Genomic DNA, 17,001 nt, shown 5'->3' with positions numbered 1-17,001 from the left:
CACGGTCGTGCTCAGCGCTGCTCCAGCGGCGGGTACGATCCCCCCGGGCCTATGATATTCTGGGCATTTCCGGGCGGTTGAGGATTTCTGCCAGGGGTTTTTGCGGGGGCGGGGCGGGATAGCATGATGAGTGGCGGGGCAGCAGGCACCATGGTCGCAGCGGCAGGCGCTGGGCCGCGGGATTTCCGCGGCAAGCTCGCCATGGCGCGCCTGCCGTCCATGCCCCAGGTTCTGTTGCGCCTCCTCGATCTCTGCCACAAGGAGGACGTCTCCCTCGTCGATCTGGCGGGCGTGGTGGGCAAGGATGCAGCCATGGCGGCCCGGGTCTTCGCCCTGGCCTCGTCTTCCGCCTACCACGGGCGGGGGCGCCCCAGTACCCTGGAGCAGTGCCTGTCGCTCCTGGGCATGAATGCCATCAAGACGGTCGTCATCAACGAGTCGGTGATGCAGGTCTTCAATCGTTTCACTTCCGGGCGGGACGTGGACCTGAAGCGCTTCTGGGGACATTCCCTGCGTACCGCTCTCATCGCCCGGGAACTCGCCCGGCGCGGCAGCGACGACGCCAGTCCGGAAGAGGCCTATCTGGGCGGCCTGCTGCATGACGTCGGCCAGTTGGCCATTCTGGCTTCGGACCCGGAGACCTATACCCGCATTTTCTATGAGTACGAGGACAACCAGGCGCTGTGCGCCCGGGAGACCGAGGTCTTCGCGCTGACTCACGCCGAGGTGGGAGCCTGGCTGGTGGAGAAGTGGGAACTCGACTCCTTCCTGGGCGACAGCGTGCTGTACCACCACGAGTCCGCGGCGCGGGTCGCTACGGCGCATCCTCTGGTGCGCATCGTGCTGGCGGCCAACCGTCTGGCCGTCCTGCGGAGCGGGGAGCCCGGCGAGGAAGAGAACGCGCTGGTCGCCCTGACCGGGGCGGCGGTTTCCGATCTGGGCGGCCTGCTCGAAGCGGTCGAGATCGAGCTCGTCTCGGTGGCGGAGCAACTGGGCATCCAGCTTCCGGGTCCGGCCGACGTTCCTGCGGTTGTGCCCCGCCCGGCTGTTTCCGAGGCCGACGAAGTGGCACTGCTTGCCTCCCGCATCCAGGACGTGCTCCTGGTGGACCAGACCCTGGCCGCCCAAGGGCCAGCCGCTGGCGCGGAAGCGGCCGTTCAGGGCCTGGCCCGGGCCATCAAGCTGCTTTTCGACGTCGATCCGGCCCTGTGGTTCGAAGCCGTTGGCGAGCGCTTCGAAGCCCGTCCGCTGGGGCTCAAGGGGAACCGTCTTGCCCAGTTGGCCTTTGCCCGCAACTCCGGGTCCCGGCTGGCCTCAGCCCTGTCGGCGGGGCCTTCGTTCCTCCTGGCTGGACAACGGGGGGGTGAAATCATCGATGAGCAGATCCTGCGCCTGGTTGGGGGCGAGGGGGTTCTCGTCCTTCCTCTGACGACTCGGCACCGGGCGGTGGGAATCCTGGTGGCGAGGATCAATGGCAGTGCGGAGCGCGAAGCCCTGGAGGGCAGGCTGGCCTGCCTTGCCCATTTTGGCCGCGGCGCGGCAGAGGCTCTGGAAGATGCCAAGGGCGGGCAGCGCGCCCCGGGGGGCGACAAGGGTATCGAGTTGCGGCTCAACAGCCTGGTGCATGAAATCAGCAATCCCCTGTCGATCATCCGCAATTATCTGCATGTCCTGGAGGCCGAATGCGCCGACAAGGCCTTCTCACCGCCGGAACTGGGCGTGGTGCGGGGCGAGATCGACCGCATCGGCAAGATTCTCCACTCGGTGCGCCAGGGCCGGGAGAAGCCGAAATCCGGTGGGGCGGCATCTCTGAATCTCAACAAGGTCATCGGCGAGATCGTTTCCCTGTGTCGCAGTTCCCTGGCCGTGGGGCCGGGGATCGACATCCGGCTCGACCTCTCGGCCGAGCTTCCCGACATCGCCAGCGACGGGGATGGCGTCAAGCAATTGCTCCTCAACCTGTTGAAGAATTCCATCGAGGCCATGCCGAACGGGGGGATCGTGCGCGTGACCACGGCGCCCTGGGGGTCGGGATCGGGCGCGTCCCACGCCGAAATCGCCATCGAGGACAACGGTCCAGGAATCCCCAAGGAAATCCTCGCCCGCCTCTACCAGCAGGTCACCAGCACCAAGGGGGGGCAGCACCAGGGCATCGGGCTGGCCATCGTCGGGCAACTGGTGCGGGATCTGCGCGGCCTCATCAACTGCCGCTCCAGCGCCCAGGGCACCCGTTTCCAGATTCTTCTTCCCTTCTCCGGAAAGTAATAGACGCCGCCGTTTAGCGGTTACAATCCTCCGCAGCATCTGCGTTCCGTTCGGGGTTGGGGGGCGACTTGTTGGGTTCTGAAGGGCCTGCGGTGGGCGATGAGGTGAGCGGCTTCTCTCCGGAAGGGGTGAAGCTCCTCGTCGTTGACGACGAGCCGCTCCTGCGGGACAGCCTGTGCGCCATCCTGCGCCACGCCGGTTACGGGGTCCAGGGCTGCGAGAGTGGCCAGGAGGCCTTGGCGGCCCTGATGGCGGGTGGCATCGATCTCATCCTGCTCGACCTGCATCTGGGGGACATCGACGGCCTCGATCTGCTGGGCATGATCCGCAGCGCCCGGCTCGAGGCGGCGGTGATCGTCATCAGCGGCGATTCCATGGTCGAGTCCGCCATCGGTGCATTGCGTCTGGGGGCGAGCGACTACCTGCGCAAACCCTACGAAGTCGAAGTGCTCCTCCATGCCGTGCGCCGGGTGTTGCAGCGCCGCCACCTGGAACGGACCAACCGGGAGATCGCCCGCCAGCTCGAGCAGTCCGAGACCCAGCACCGCTTCCTGGTGGAAGCGTCCCCCGACCTGATCTTCACCCTCGACGAGGAATTCCGCTTTACCTACGTGAACGACCGTTCCGTCGAACTCACGGGCTATGCGCCGCGGGAACTCCAGGGACAGTCGATCCTGTCAGTCATCGTGCCCCAGGACGTCGACAAGCTGCGCTACAGCTTGGAGCGGGCCGATTCCGGCCAACGCAATGTGGAGTTCCGCATCTTTCGCAATACCGATGGATCGGAAGAGCGCCACTTCGACGCCGTTCTGGTTCCCGCCCGTTTCGAAGCGCCCCGGGGCGCGTTGGCCGGGGGCTTCAGCAGCCTGGTGTACGGCATTGCCCGCGACGTCACGGCGCGCAAGTCCGCCGAGGATCGTCTGGCCCACCTCGCCTACCACGATATCCTCACCGGGCTGCCCAACCGGGCGCTCTTCTGCGACCGCCTGGGGCTGGCCATGGTGCAGGCGCGGCGGGGTGGCAGCAAGGTGGCGGTGCTCTTCATCGATCTGGATCGCTTCAAGCTGGCCAACGACACCTTCGGCCACCTGAAGGGCGACGAACTGCTGAAGCTGGTCTCCGGCCGCCTCCAGGGCAGCCTGCGGGAGATGGACACCCTAGCGCGGCTGGGAGGCGACGAATTCATCGTCCTGCTCACCGGCCTCAATGCGCCGGAAGACGCCGGAGTCGTCGCCCACAAGCTGGTGGCCGACATGGCGGAACCCTTCCTCATCGGCGGGGCGGAAGTCTTCCTGACGGCCAGTATCGGCATCGCCCTTTTCCCGCGGGACGGCGAGGATATCGAAACCCTGGTGCGCCACGCGGACATCGCCATGTACCACGTCAAGTCCCAGGGCAAGAACGGCTTTGGCTACTTCCTGCCGGACATGGGCGAACTCTCCAGCCGCCGTTTTGCCCTGGAAAACGAAATCCGCCGTGCCATCGACCACGACCAGTTCGATCTTTATTACCAGCCCCAGGTCGATTCCGACAGCCGGCGGGTGATCGGCTGCGAGGCGCTCATTCGCTGGCACCACCCCGAGCGAGGCCTGGTGGCGGCGGGGGGCTTCCTGCCCGTGGTCGAGGAAATCGGTCTCATGGCCAACCTCACCGACTGGGTGATCGAGCGGGCCTGCCGCGACCTGAAGGTCTGGCAGGCCACGGGGCTGGAACTGCCGCGCATGGCGGTGAATATCTCGCCGGCGGTGCTCGACGACGAGGAGTTTGGCGAACGCCTGGTCGGCATTCTCGACCGCCACGGCGTCTCCCATCGGGCGTTCGAGATCGAGCTGACCGAAAACGTCTTCATCTCGGACCAGCAGACCATCTCGGCCCGGCTCGCCGCCCTGGCCGAGCGGGGCATCCGCATCGCCATCGACGACTTCGGCACCCAGTATTCCTCCCTCAGCTACCTGCGTAATCTCCCCGTCGATACCATCAAGATCGACCAGTGCTTCGTGCGCGAGATCGAGCAGGGCAAGGAAGATTCGACCATCATCAGGGCCATCGTTGCCATCGCCTCCGGCCTGGGCTTGCACGTGGTGGCCGAAGGCGTCGAGACGAGCCTGCAGGCCAATTTCCTCAAGAGCGTGGGCGCGCGGGAAATGCAGGGCTTCCTCTTCGGGCGCCCCATGACGCGGGACGACTTTACCCGGCTCCTCAACGAGAGCCTCGTCACCGCGCACTGACTCCTTTTCGGGTTAGGTCATGCTTGCGCCTGGCGCAGGGCCGGACTAGCATTCAAACAAACGTTTGAATCCGGTGGCCGGACTCGGCTGCCGACACGCTGAACCCGTCGTGGAGCCTGCATCCATGCCCGAAATCCGCAGCAGCGACACCCGCGAACGCATTCTCGACACCGCCGAGGGCCTGTTCATGGCCCAGGGCTACGAAGGGACGTCCATGCGGCAGATCACCGCCGGGGCGGGTGTCAATCTGGCCGCGGTCAATTACCACTTCGGATCCAAGGAAGGGCTGCTGCGGGAGGTCTTCCGGCGCCGCCTCGACTGGTTGAACGACGAGCGCCTGCGGGTGCTCGACGCCATGGAGTCGGCCGCCGGCACCGCCCCCCTGAAGCCTTCCCAGATCGTCGATGCCTTCTTCGGCACCCTGCTGCGCATGGCCGACGACGAGGCCCACGGCGGGCGGGTCTTTCTGCGCCTCCTCGGCCGCACCCTCACCGAACCCTCGGAATTCATCCGTGCCTTCCTGGCCAACGAGTATTCGGTCGTGATGGGGCGTTTCACGACGGCCCTGTTCCGGGCCTTGCCGGACGTACCGCGGGCCGAGATCGTCTGGCGCTTCCATTTCATGCTGGGGGCCACCTCTTACGCCATCGCCGGCACCGACACCCTGCGCCTGGTCACCGACTGGCACCTGGACAGCCATGCCGACGAGGGCGCCACCCGCCTGCTGCCGCGCCTCATGTCCTTTCTGCTCGGCGGGCTGCGGGCACCCCTGCCGGGGGGCGATGATTCCGTCCTGCCGCACGCCACTGGAGCTTCGTCATGAACGCCCTGCTCACCGTCCTGACACTTCTTGCCGCCAGCCTCGCCCTGGTGCTTGGTCTGCCGCCCCTGCGCCGGACCCTGCTGACCCGGGGTCTCTTCGCCACCTACCGCAAGGTGCTGCCCCAGATGTCCGACACCGAGCGCGACGCCCTGCAAGCTGGCACGGTGTGGTGGGAAGGAGAACTCTTTCGCGGCAATCCGGACTGGGGAAAACTCCTGGCCTACCCGCGGCCTGTCCTCAGCGCCGCCGAGCAGGCTTTCCTCGACCGGGAGGTCAATGAAGCCTGCCGTCTGGTCGAGGACTGGAATGTCACCCACGAGCGCCAGGATTTGTCGCCGCAGGCCTGGCAGTACCTCAAGGACAAGGGCTTTCTCGGCATGATCATTCCGCGGCGCTACGGTGGCCTGGAATTTTCCGCCTTCGCCCATTCCCAGGTCGTGACCCGCCTGTCCACCCGTTCCTCGGCTCTGGCGGTGTCGGTCATGGTGCCCAATTCCCTAGGCCCCGCCGAACTGCTGTTGCACTACGGCACCGAGGCACAGAAGGAACACTACCTGCCGCGGCTCGCGCGGGGCCAGGAGATTCCAGCCTTCGCCCTCACCAGTCCCTGGGCGGGTTCCGACGCCGCCGCCATCCCCGACTACGCCATCGTCTGCCGCGGCCCCTGGGAAGGACGCGAGGTTCTGGGCATGCGCGTCACCTGGGACAAGCGCTACATCACCCTGGCGCCGGTGTGCACCCTGCTGGGCCTCGCCTTCCGGCTCTTCGACCCCGACGGGCTGCTGGGGGGCGACACGGATCTGGGCATCACCTGCGCCCTGGTCCCGCGGGACACCCCGGGAGTGGACATTGGTCGTCGCCACTTCCCCCTCAACGCCATGTTCATGAACGGACCGACCCGGGGTCGCGATGTCTTCATGCCCCTGGATTTCATCATCGGCGGGCCGAAGATGGCCGGGCAGGGCTGGCGCATGCTCATGGAGTGTCTGGCGGCGGGGCGCTCGATCTCGCTGCCCTCGTCCAATACCGGCATGGCCCAGGCCACGGTACGGGCCGTGGGGGGCTATGCCCGGGTACGCAGCCAGTTCAAGACCGCTGTCGGGCGCTTCGAGGGGGTCGAGGAGGCCCTGACCCGCATGGGCGCCTACACTTATCTCATGGACGCCACCCGGCGCATGACCGCCGGGGCGGTGGATCTGGGGGAAAAGCCCTCGGTGGTTTCGGCCATCGCCAAGTACCACGTCACCGAACGGGCGCGCCAGGTGGTCAACGACGGCATGGACGTGGTGGGCGGCAAGGGCATCTGCCTGGGGCCGTCCAATTTCCTCGGCCGTGCCTATCAGCAGATGCCCATCAGCATCACTGTCGAAGGGGCCAACATCCTCACCCGCAGCCTCATCATCTTCGGCCAGGGGGCGCTGCGCTGCCATCCCTACCTGCTGGCCGAAATGGAGGCCGCCCAGAATCCGGACCCCCGGCGGGGGCTGGCCGATTTCGACCGGGCTTTGTGGAGCCACGCCGCCTACACCGTGCGGCACGGCGTCCGGGCGCTCTGGCTGGGGCTCACCGGATCGCACTTCGTCGCCGTGGGTGCCGCGGTCGCTCCCGAGGCCCGCCGTTATTACCAGCAGCTCACGCGCTTTTCCGCGGCTTTTTCCTTTCTTTCCGACATCTCGCTCCTCGTCCTGGGCGGCAGCGTCAAGCGGCGGGAAAAACTCTCGGCCCGCCTGGGGGACATCCTGTCCGAGATGTACCTCATGTCCGCCGCCCTCAAGCGCTACGAGGACGACGGGCGGCCCCAGGCCGACGCGCCGCTGCTCCACTGGGCCCTGTGGGATACGATGTACAAGGCGCAGCAGGCCTTCGACGGGGTAATCGCCAATTTTCCCAACCGCTTCATCGGCCGCTTCCTGCATCGCAGCATCTTCCCCTGGGGCCACCCCTACGTGGTGCCCTCCGACGAACTGGGGCATCAGGCGGCGCGCTTATTGATCGAACCCTCGGCCACCCGGGATCGCCTGACGGCCGAAACTTACCTTCCCCCCGGAGACGAGGAGCCCGTGGGCGCCATCGAGCAGGCCCTGGCCGCCACTCTCGCCGCGGAGCCCATCGAAGCCCGCGTGCGCGATGCCGAAAGGCAGGGTCGCTTCGCCGGCGATCCCCAGGCCAACGTGCGCGACATCGCCCAGGCGGCCTTCGCCGCCGGGATCATCGACGCAGCGGAATACGAAATCCTGCGGCGGCGCAACGCCCTGCGCGATCAGGTCGTGCGGGTGGACGACTTCCCCTTCGACCTGGGGCGCGCGGCCGCGGGCAACCCGGGGCGGCGGGAGGCCGCCTGAGGCATGGCCTACCCCGCACCCGTCTATCTGGTCGATGGTGCCCGCACGCCCTTCCTCAAGGCCCGGGGCGGGCCTGGGCCCTTTGCCGCTGCGGACCTCGCCGTCCAGGCGGGGAGGGCGCTGCTGCTGCGACAGCCCTTCCTGCCCGCCCACCTCGATGAAGTGATCCTGGGCTGTGCCGCCCCCTCGCCGGACGAGACCAATATCGGCCGCCTGGTGGCCCTGCGCCTGGGTTGCGGACCCCGGGTGCCGGGCTGGACGGTCATGCGCAATTGCGCTTCGGGCCTGCAGGCCATCGATTCGGCCGCCGCCAATATCGTCGCTGGGCGGGCCGATCTGGTTCTCGCCGGCGGGGTCGACGCCCTCTCCCGGGCGCCGCTGCTCTATGGCGACACCATGGTGCGCTGGTTCGCCGCCCTGCAGGGTCTCAAGTCCCCGACGGCCAGGCTCGCCCATTTCCTGAAACTGCGGCCGGCGGCCCTGTTCGCGCCGGTGGTGGGTTTGCTCAAGGGCCTCACCGATCCCATGGTCGGCCTTCTCATGGGGCAGACGGCGGAAAACCTGGCGGCCCGCTTCGCCATCAGTCGTCAGGCCATGGACGACTACGCCCTGCGCAGCCACCAGCGGGCCTTGGCTGGGCGGGCGGCAGGCCACTTCGCCGAAATCGTTCCCCTGGTGGATGCGGCAGGCCGGATTTACGGCGAGGACGACGGGGTGCGGGAGGATGCCAGCGCGGCCGGCATGGCGCGCCCGGGGCCTTTCTTCGACCGGCCCCACGGTCGCATCACCGCCGCCAACAGCTCCCAGGTCAGCGACGGCGCCGCCTGGCTGCTGCTGGCTTCACAAGCTGCCGTCGAGCGCTGGAAGCTGGACCCCCTGGGTCGCCTGGTCGATGTCCGCTGGGCGGGGCTAGAACCGGACTCCATGGGCTTTGGACCGGTCTGCGCGGCGACGCCGCTCCTGATCGACAACGACCTCACCCTGGCCGAGGTCGATGCCTGGGAGATCAACGAGGCCTTCGCCGCCCAGGTGCTCGCCTGTCTCGCGGCCTGGTGTTCGGAACCCTGGTGCCGTGAGGAACTCGGACTGGAGCGGGCTTTTGGCGCCCCGGACGAACAGGTGCTCAACGTCGATGGTGGCGCCATCGCCCTGGGTCATCCGGTGGGGGCCTCCGGGGCGCGCATCGTCCTCCACCTGCTGCACGTCCTGCGCCGCCGGGGCGGCCGCCGGGGCGTCGCCACCCTGTGCATCGGAGGCGGCATGGGCGGCGCCGCCCTGGTCGAGACGCTCTGATGCCGACCATGAATACCCCCCTGCGACACTGGCGCTTCGAGCGGGACGGGGAGGGCCTCGCCAGCGCCATCCTGGACCGGGCCGGCGCCGCGACCAACGCCCTGTCACGGGAAGTGCTGGAGGAACTGGGCCTCATCCTCGACCACTGCGAACGGGAAGTCCCGGCCGGCCTGGTCATCCGCTCCGGCAAGGAGGCAGGCTTCGTCGCCGGGGCCGATATCGACGAGTTCGCCGGGCTGGATTCCGCTTCCCAGGCGCTCACCCTGGTCGAGCGGGGCTGGCGGCTCTTCGAGCGGCTGGCTGGCGTGCCCTATCCGACGCTCGCGCTGGTACGGGGTCACTGCCTGGGGGGCGGGCTGGAACTCGCCCTGGCCTGCCGCACCCTCCTGGTTGTGGACGAGCCCGCCACTCGCCTGGGGCTGCCGGAAGTCCTGCTGGGCATCTTCCCCGGCTGGGGCGGCATGGCCCGGCTGCCGAGGCGCGTCGGGCCCGCCGTGGCCCTGGACCTCATGCTCAGCGGCCGCAGTGTGGACGCCCGGCGGGCGCGGCAGATCGGCCTGGCGGACGAATGCGTCGCTCCCCGGGTACAGGAGGCCGCTGTGCGGCAGGGGTTGCTCTCAAGCCGCGGCCCGCGGCCACTGGCCCTGGGACAGCGGCTGCTCAACGGCCCGCTGAAGGCCCTGGCGGCGGCCGGCGCCCGTCGCCAGTTGGCGCAGAAGGCGCGGCCCGAACACTATCCGGCGCCCTACGCCATCCTCGAACTGTGGCAGCGTCACGGGGGCAATCCCCTGGCCGCTCCCGCCATCGTCGAGCGCATCGTCGCTTCGCCCACCGCCCACAACCTGCTGCGGGTGTATGGCCTGCAGGAGCGCCTCAAGGCCTTCGGCAAGGATTCTTCCTTCCGGGCCCGGCGGGTGCATGTGGTGGGGGCAGGCGTCATGGGGGGCGACATCGCCGCCTGGTGCGCCCTGAGCGGCCTCACGGTGAGCCTGGAAGACCGGGGCCTGGAGCGCATCGCCCCGGCTCTCGCCCGGGCGGAGGCGCTCTTTGCCCGCAGGCTGCGCGATCCCCTGGCCCGGCGCGATGCCCGGGACCGCCTGGTGCCGGATCCGACGGGCGCGGGCGTGGCCCTGGCCGACGTCGTCATCGAAGCGGTGTTCGAGGACGCCGCCGTCAAGCGGGCGCTGCTGGCCCGGCTGGAAGCCCGCCTCAAGCCGGGCGCGCTCCTGGCGACCAATACCTCCAGCCTGCGCCTGGAGGCCATTTGCCCTGATCTCGCCCGGCCCCGGCGCCTGGTGGGCATCCATTTCTTCAATCCGGTGGCGCAGATGCCCCTGGTGGAGGTGGTGCGGGCTTCGGGGACCGACCAGGAGGCGGTGTCCGCCGCCTGTGCCTTCGTGCGCCAGATCGACAAATTGCCCTTGCCGGTGGCCAGCGCCCCCGGCTTTCTCGTCAACGCCGTTCTGGCGCCCTATCTGAGGGAGGCGCTGCTCGCCGTCGATGAGGGCGTCGATCCCGCCGCCCTGGACGCGGCCCTGGTCGCCTTCGGCATGCCCCTGGGGCCGGTGGAACTGGCCGATACGGTCGGCCTGGACATCGTTCTGGCTGCCGGGCGGCAGCTCGTCGCGGGCGAGGCGCCCCGGGGCCTCGCCGAGCGCGTCGCCCGGGGGGATCTGGGCAAGAAGAGCGGGCGCGGCTTCTATGCCTGGACGGCGGACGGGGCGAGCAAGGGACGCCCGGGAAGAGCGCCGGCCGGCATTGCCGAGCGCCTGCTGGAGCCCCTCATCGCGCGGACGGGGCAACTGGTACGCGAGGGCGTGGTGGCCGATGCCGATCTGGCCGACGCCGGAGTCATCTTCGGGACGGGCTTCGCGCCCTACACGGGGGGACCGCTCAACCTGGAGCAGCAAAGGAGCAAGGAAAGATGAAACTCACGGTCAGGAAAGCCGCCGTCCTCGGCGCCGGGGTCATGGGGGCGCAGATTGCCGCCCACCTCGCCAACGCCGGCGTGCCGGTGCTCCTCTACGACCTGCCGGGTCCGCCGGAGGATCGCCAGCGCATCCCCCGCAAGGCCCTGGCCGGCCTCAAGACCCTGCAACCGGCGCCCCTGGCGGCCCGGGATCGCCTGGGCCTGATCGAGCCGGCCCAGTACGACGACGACCTTCCCCGGCTGCAAGGATGTGATCTGGTCATCGAGGCCATCGCCGAACGCCTCGACTGGAAGCGCGAGCTCTATGGCCGCATCGCCCCTCACCTGGCCCCCGGGGCCGTCGTGGCCTCCAATACCTCGGGCCTGTCCATCGAGGCCCTGGCCCAGGCGCTGCCCGAGGCGGCCCGAAGGGCCTTCTGCGGCATCCACTTCTTCAACCCCCCGCGCTACATGGCGCTGGTGGAAATCGTTCCCGCCAGCGAGACCGACACCTCCACCCTGGACGCCCTGGAAAGCTGGCTGGTGAGTCGCCTGGGCAAGGGGGTGGTGCGTGGCCTCGATACGCCCAATTTCGTCGCCAACCGCATCGGCGTCTTTTCCATGCTGGCGGTGATGCACCATACCGCCGCCAGCGGTCTGGGATTCGATACGGTCGATGCCCTCACCGGACCGGCCATCGGCCGGCCCAAGAGCGCCACCTACCGCACCGCCGACGTGGTGGGCCTGGACGTGGTGGGCCACGCCATCCGCACCATGGGCGCCACCCTGCCCGACGACCCCTGGCACGAGCACTTCCGGGTGCCGGCCTGGCTGGAGGCCCTCATCGCCGCCGGCTCCCTGGGCCAGAAGAGTGGGGGCGGCATCTACCGCAAGGCGGGCCGCGAGATCACCGTCCTCGACCCGCAAAGCGGCGCCCATCGCCCCTCGGCCGGCGCCGTGGCCGACGAGGTGGCGGCCCTCCTGGCGCTCCCCGACCCGGCGGCGCGCTTCGCCGGTCTGCGCCAGAGCCCCCATCCCCAGGCGCGCTTCCTGTGGGCCATCTTCCGTGACGTTTTCCACTACGCGGCGGTGCAACTGGAGCACTTCGCCGACAACGCCCGCGACGTGGACCTCGCCCTGCGCTGGGGCTTCGGCTGGAGCCAGGGGGTCTTCGAGATCTGGCAGGCCGCCGGCTGGCTGGAGGTGGCCCGGGCGGTGGCGGACGACGTCGCCGGCGGCCGCGCCCTGGGCAGCACCCCGTTGCCGGCCTGGGTCTTCGACGGCCGCAGCGGCGTCCATGGCCCCGGCGGCTCCTGGTCCCCCCGCCGGCGGGCCGCGGTGGCCCGCTCGACCTTGCCGGTCTATGGCCGGCAGGTGTTCCCGGAAGCGCTGGTCGGCGAAGGGCTGCCGACCCCTGAAGAAGCAGGCGAGACGCTTTACGAGAACCCCGGTGTCCGTCTCTGGCGGCTGCCGCAGCAGGATGCCGGCATCGGCATCCTGTCGGTGAAGACCCACATGCATACCCTGGGGGCCGAAGTCATCGCCGGCGTCCAGAGCGCCATTGCCCTGGCGGAGCGGGATCTCGACGGCCTGGTGCTCTGGCACGAGGCGCCCTTTGCCGTGGGGGCCAACCTCAAACAGGTGGCCCAGTCCGTGGCCGCGGGGGAATTCGCCCTCCTGGAAGCCGGAGTGGAGAAATTCCAGCGGACCTCCCAGGCCATCAAATTCGCCCAGGTGCCGGTGGTGGCCGCTGTGCAGGGCCTCGCCCTGGGGGGAGGCTGCGAATTCCTCATGCACGCCGCCCGGCGGGTGCTGGCCCTGGAAAGCTACGTGGGCCTGGTGGAGGCCGGCGTGGGCGTCATCCCCGCCGGTGGCGGCAGCAAGGAATTCGCCCTGCGCGCCGCGGCCCTGGCGCGCCAGACCGCGACCCCCGGGGAAGTCTTCCCCTTCCTGCAGAACGTCTTCACCACCATCGCCATGGCCAAGGTGGCGGGCAGCGGCCGGGAGGCGATCGAACTGGGCTTCGCCCGGGAAGCCGACCCCGTGGTCTTCAACGCCCGGGAACTGCTCTTCGTCGCCCTGGGCGAAGCGCGGGCCCTCGCCCGGGCCGGCTACACTCCCCCGATGCCCGGGCGGGACGTTCCGGTGGCGGGGCGCGGCGGCATCGCCACCTTCGAGATGGTGCTCCTCAACATGCTGGAGGGGGGGCAGATTTCGCCCCACGACGCCCGCGTCGCCCGGGCCGCGGCAGTGGCCCTGTGCGGCGGCGAGGTGGATACGGGGAGCCGGGTGGACGAGGAATGGCTGCTCACCGTGGAGCGCCGTCTCTTCATGGAACTCCTCAAGACCCCGGAAAGCCAGGCCCGCATCCAGCACATGGTCGACACCGGGAAACCGCTCAGGAATTAGTGAGGGGTGAGGAGGGAGGGGCGAAGCCCTTCCTCCTTCCCCCTCCCACAAAAAGGAATTGCCATGACGCACACGCTCCAGGACGCCTACATCCTTGCCGCGACCCGGCTGCCGGTGGGCAAGAAGAACGGGCTTTACGCCAGCACCCGGCCGGACGATCTGCTGGCCCAGGCGCTGCGGGCACTGCTGGCCCAGGTGCCGACGCTGGACCCGGCCCGGGTGGCCGACGTGATCGTCGGTTGCGCCATGCCCGAGGCGGAGCAGGGCATGAACGTCGCCCGCATCGGGCTCCTGCTGGCCGGGCTGCCCCACAGCGTGCCGGGCATGACCATCAACCGCTTCTGTGCTTCCGGCCTCCAGGCGGTGGCGGATGCGGCGGCCCGCATCCGCCTGGGGGAGGCCGACGCGGTCATTGCGGCGGGCACCGAATCCATGAGCGCCATGCCGCAGATCACCGGCAACAAGACCGCCATCAACCCCGCCGTCTTCGCCCATGACGAGAACCGCGCCATCGCCTACGGCATGGGGCTCACCGCTGAAAAGCTGGCCCACCGCTGGAACATCGGCCGGGAGGCCCAGGACGCCTTCGCCGTCGAATCCCACCGCCGGGCCGTCGCGGCGATCGCCGCCGGGCACTTCCGGGCCGAGACGACGCCGGCGGAACTGGTCCACCGCCAGCCGGATCTGGCCAGCGGGGAAATCCGGCTCACGACCGCCACCGCCGACCGCGACGAGGGCCCCCGCGCCGACTGCACCCCGGAATCCCTGGCCCGACTGAAGCCGGCCTTCCACGCCCGGGGTTCGGTCACCGCCGGCAATTCGTCCCAGATGTCCGACGGCGCTGCGGCGGTGCTCCTCGTTTCAGGGCGCCTGCTCAAGGAACTGAAGGTCGATCCCCTGGCCCGCTTTGCGGCGTACGCCGTTGCCGGCGTGGCGCCGGAGATCATGGGCATCGGTCCGGTGGCGGCGGTGCCGCCGGCGCTGGCCCGGGCCGGCATCCGCCTCGCCGACCTGGACTGGATCGAACTCAACGAAGCCTTCGCCGCCCAGGCCCTCGCCGTCATCGGCGAGCTGGGCCTGGACCCGGCCCGGGTCAATCCCCTGGGGGGCGCCATTGCCCTGGGGCACCCCCTGGGCGCCACCGGCGCCATCCGCACCGCCACCCTGGTACACGGCTTGAAGCGCAGCGGCGGCCGCTACGGCATGGTCACGATGTGCATCGGCACGGGGATGGGGGCGGCGGGGGTGTTCGAGCGGCTGTAGCCGCCCGAAACCCTCGCGATGCGTTTGCCAGGGGATTGAGGGACTTCCTTTCTACCTCAGGCCTGCCTTCAGTCCTGCCAGCGATCCGGCCAGGAGCGGAATGTCATCGCGAACGATGCTCCAGAGCGTGTCGTTGTCGATTCCCAGGTCGCCGTGGATCAGGCGATTGCGGGTGGCCACGATCTGGCGCCAGGGGATGTGACGGTGATGGCGGCGGACCTCCTCCGGAACATGGCTTTCCGGCTCGTCCATGATTTCGAGATTGCGCACGGAGGCGTCATCGTTGAGTCCACTGGAAACGAACTTCGCCTGGTCGAGGTCGTCGGTGTAAAGCAGTACCTTGCGCGCAGTTTCCAGCATGTCGTCGATATAGAACTGCCACTCCCGTGCCGGAGAATCAGACACGGATCGCCTCGCGCTCAACGAAAGGTCGCAATTCAGGACGCAGGGCCTTGTCGGTGACCAGATCGACGGGGCAGCCCAGAATATCCTCCAGATAGAACTGGACGCCGAAGTAGCGGGCCGAACTTGCTGGACCGTCGAAGGTGACGAGGACGTCGATATCGCTCGCCGTGCCGGCACGGTCGCCGGCCGTCGATCCGAACAGGGCGAGTTCTCTCACGCCAAAGCGTTCCGCGAGAACCGGCTTGCTCTGGATGAGGATCTGAAGTGCGGTCGTCTTGTCCATGTTCTCCTCCTGCCTCGAATCATGCCACGCGTTCCCCGTAGCGCGCGCCCGGCTTGCCCGGCGCCGAGGATGGGATTAACTTCCTGTCTGAATCATAAGAACAAGGTGGGGACGGCATGGACAAGATCTGGCTCAAGAGTTACCCGGCGGGCATTCCCGCCGACATTTCCACCGATCATTGCCCCTCCCTGGTGGCCCTGGTCGAGGAGGCCTGTCGCAAGTACGCCGACCTGACGGCCTTCATCAGCATGGGGCGGGAGCTTTCCTACGCCGATCTCGACGCCCGTTCGCGGGAGTTTGCCGGCTGGCTCCAGGGCCGGGGCCTGGGCAAGGGCGACCGGGTGGCGCTGATGATGCCCAATCTGCTCCAGTACCCGGTGGCCCTGGTGGGGGCCCTGCGGGCAGGGTGCGTGGTGGTCAATTGCAATCCCTTATACACGCCGCGGGAACTGGAGCACCAGTTGAAGGATTCCGGGGCGACGGCCATCGTCATCGTCGAGAATTTCGCCCATACCCTGGAACAGGTCATCGCGCGCACCGCCGTGCGCCACGTCGTCGTGACCCCCATGGGCGAGATGCTGGGCTTCCCCAAGGGGCTGCTGGTGAATCTGGTGGTGCGCCATGTGAAGAAGCTGGTTCCCGCCTGGTCCCTGCCCGGAGCGGTGAATTTTGTGGCGGCGCTGGCCGAGGGCCGCCGGGCGGGGCAGAAGCCGGTGGCCCTGGGCCACGACGATCTGGCCTTTCTGCAATACACCGGGGGGACGACCGGGGTTTCCAAGGGGGCCATGCTGTCCCACGGCAACATCACCGCCAACGTCCTGCAAGCCCACGCCTGGATCAGGCCGGTGATCCGCGACGGCCAGGAATGCATCGTCACGGCGCTTCCTCTCTATCATATCTTCGCCCTCACGGCGAACTGCCTCACCTTCATCATGGTCGGGGCGCGCAATCTGCTCATCGCCAACCCGCGGGACATCCCGGGCTTCATCAAGGAATGGCGGCGCTATCCGGTTTCGGTGGCCACCGGGGTCAATACCCTGTTCAACGCCCTGCTCAACGATCCCGATTTCGCCAAGCTCGATTTTTCCCCCATGCGCATCACCCTGGGGGGCGGCATGGCGGTGCAGGGCGCGGTGGCGGATCGCTGGAAAGCCATCACCGGCGGCCCGCTGCTCCAGGCCTACGGCCTCACCGAGACCTCGCCGGCGGCCACCATCAACCCGCTCGATCTCGATGGTTTCAACGGTTCCATCGGCCTGCCCATTCCTTCGACCGAGGTATCGATCCGCGACGACGCCGGCCACGAGGTGGAGCGGGGCCAGGTGGGCGAAATCTGCATCCGCGGGCCCCAGGTGATGAAAGGGTACTGGCAGCGGCCGGAAGAAACGGCCCAGGTGATGACCCCCGACGGATTCCTGCGCACCGGCGACATGGGCTATGTCGATGCCGGCGGATTCGTCTTCCTGGTCGATCGCAAGAAAGACATGATCCTGGTGTCGGGATTCAACGTCTATCCCAACGAGGTCGAGGAGGCGGTGGCCCGCCACCCGGGCGTGCGGGACGTGGCGGCCATTGGCGTTGCCGATGATCGTTCCGGCGAGGCGGTGAAGATCTTCGTGGTAAAAAAGGATCCCGCCCTCACCGCCGAGGCCCTCATCGAACACTGCCGCCAGGAACTCACCGGCTACAAGGTGCCGCGCCAGGTGGAATTCCGCGACGACCTGCCGCGCACCAATGTCGGCAAGATTCTGCGCCGGGCCCTCAAGGAAGGTGCTTAGACC

Annotated in this window: 11 protein-coding genes; 9 read left to right on the top strand and 2 right to left on the bottom strand. The window is 68.5% G+C overall.

Annotation, left to right across the window (positions count from 1 at the left end):
• Window positions 1–123 precede the first annotated feature (123 nt).
• The 8 genes from IPM73_08805 (at window position 124) to IPM73_08770 (ending at window position 14,532) form a co-directional block, all read left to right on the top strand.
• Entirely contained in the window at window positions 124–2,265 is a 2,142-nt protein-coding gene (locus IPM73_08805) for an HDOD domain-containing protein (GenBank protein MBK8918128.1), read from the top strand.
• A gap of 92 nt (window positions 2,266–2,357) precedes the next feature.
• The gene (locus IPM73_08800; GenBank protein ID MBK8918127.1) at window positions 2,358–4,493 is read left to right on the top strand and encodes an EAL domain-containing protein; all 2,136 of its coding nucleotides are present in this window, start codon (window positions 2,358–2,360) and stop codon (window positions 4,491–4,493) included.
• A 124-nt stretch (window positions 4,494–4,617) separates the two neighbouring features.
• The gene (locus IPM73_08795; protein ID MBK8918126.1) at window positions 4,618–5,316 is read left to right on the top strand and encodes a TetR family transcriptional regulator; all 699 of its coding nucleotides are present in this window, start codon (window positions 4,618–4,620) and stop codon (window positions 5,314–5,316) included.
• A complete protein-coding gene (locus tag IPM73_08790) occupies window positions 5,313–7,658 on the top strand; it encodes an acyl-CoA dehydrogenase (protein ID MBK8918125.1) in 2,346 nt (781 codons plus the stop codon). The genes IPM73_08795 and IPM73_08790 overlap by 4 nt, the downstream gene beginning before the upstream one ends.
• Window positions 7,659–7,661: 3 nt before the next feature.
• Window positions 7,662–8,951 carry an acetyl-CoA C-acetyltransferase gene (locus IPM73_08785; protein ID MBK8918124.1) on the top strand — a complete coding sequence of 430 codons (1,290 nt, stop codon included), beginning with the start codon at window positions 7,662–7,664 and terminating at the stop codon, window positions 8,949–8,951.
• Window positions 8,951–10,879: an enoyl-CoA hydratase/isomerase family protein gene (locus tag IPM73_08780; protein ID MBK8918123.1), complete on the top strand. Its 1,929-nt coding sequence runs from the start codon at window positions 8,951–8,953 to the stop codon at window positions 10,877–10,879. Before IPM73_08785 ends, IPM73_08780 begins: the two co-directional genes overlap by 1 nt.
• Window positions 10,876–13,269: a 3-hydroxyacyl-CoA dehydrogenase/enoyl-CoA hydratase family protein gene (locus tag IPM73_08775; protein ID MBK8918122.1), complete on the top strand. Its 2,394-nt coding sequence runs from the start codon at window positions 10,876–10,878 to the stop codon at window positions 13,267–13,269. The genes IPM73_08780 and IPM73_08775 overlap by 4 nt, the downstream gene beginning before the upstream one ends.
• 63 nt (window positions 13,270–13,332) lie before the next feature.
• The gene (locus IPM73_08770; protein ID MBK8918121.1) at window positions 13,333–14,532 is read left to right on the top strand and encodes an acetyl-CoA C-acyltransferase; all 1,200 of its coding nucleotides are present in this window, start codon (window positions 13,333–13,335) and stop codon (window positions 14,530–14,532) included.
• Between the two features lie 51 nt (window positions 14,533–14,583).
• Here the strand turns inward: IPM73_08770 and IPM73_08765 are convergent, their stop codons facing one another.
• Window positions 14,584–14,937: a DUF86 domain-containing protein gene (locus tag IPM73_08765; protein ID MBK8918120.1), complete on the bottom strand. Its 354-nt coding sequence runs from the start codon at window positions 14,935–14,937 to the stop codon at window positions 14,584–14,586.
• Window positions 14,930–15,220: a nucleotidyltransferase family protein gene (locus IPM73_08760; GenBank protein ID MBK8918119.1), complete on the bottom strand. Its 291-nt coding sequence runs from the start codon at window positions 15,218–15,220 to the stop codon at window positions 14,930–14,932. Before IPM73_08760 ends, IPM73_08765 begins: the two co-directional genes overlap by 8 nt.
• A 116-nt stretch (window positions 15,221–15,336) precedes the next feature.
• Between IPM73_08760 and IPM73_08755 the strand changes: the two genes are divergently transcribed.
• The gene (locus IPM73_08755; protein ID MBK8918118.1) at window positions 15,337–16,998 is read left to right on the top strand and encodes a long-chain-fatty-acid--CoA ligase; all 1,662 of its coding nucleotides are present in this window, start codon (window positions 15,337–15,339) and stop codon (window positions 16,996–16,998) included.
• Window positions 16,999–17,001 lie beyond the last annotated feature (3 nt).

It is taken from the genome of Betaproteobacteria bacterium (genome assembly GCA_016720065.1).
Lineage (GTDB): Bacteria > Pseudomonadota > Gammaproteobacteria > Burkholderiales > Rhodocyclaceae > SSSZ01.
Note: the sequence above shows the minus strand (reverse complement) of the source record. Positions and strands in the feature narration are given on the sequence as shown.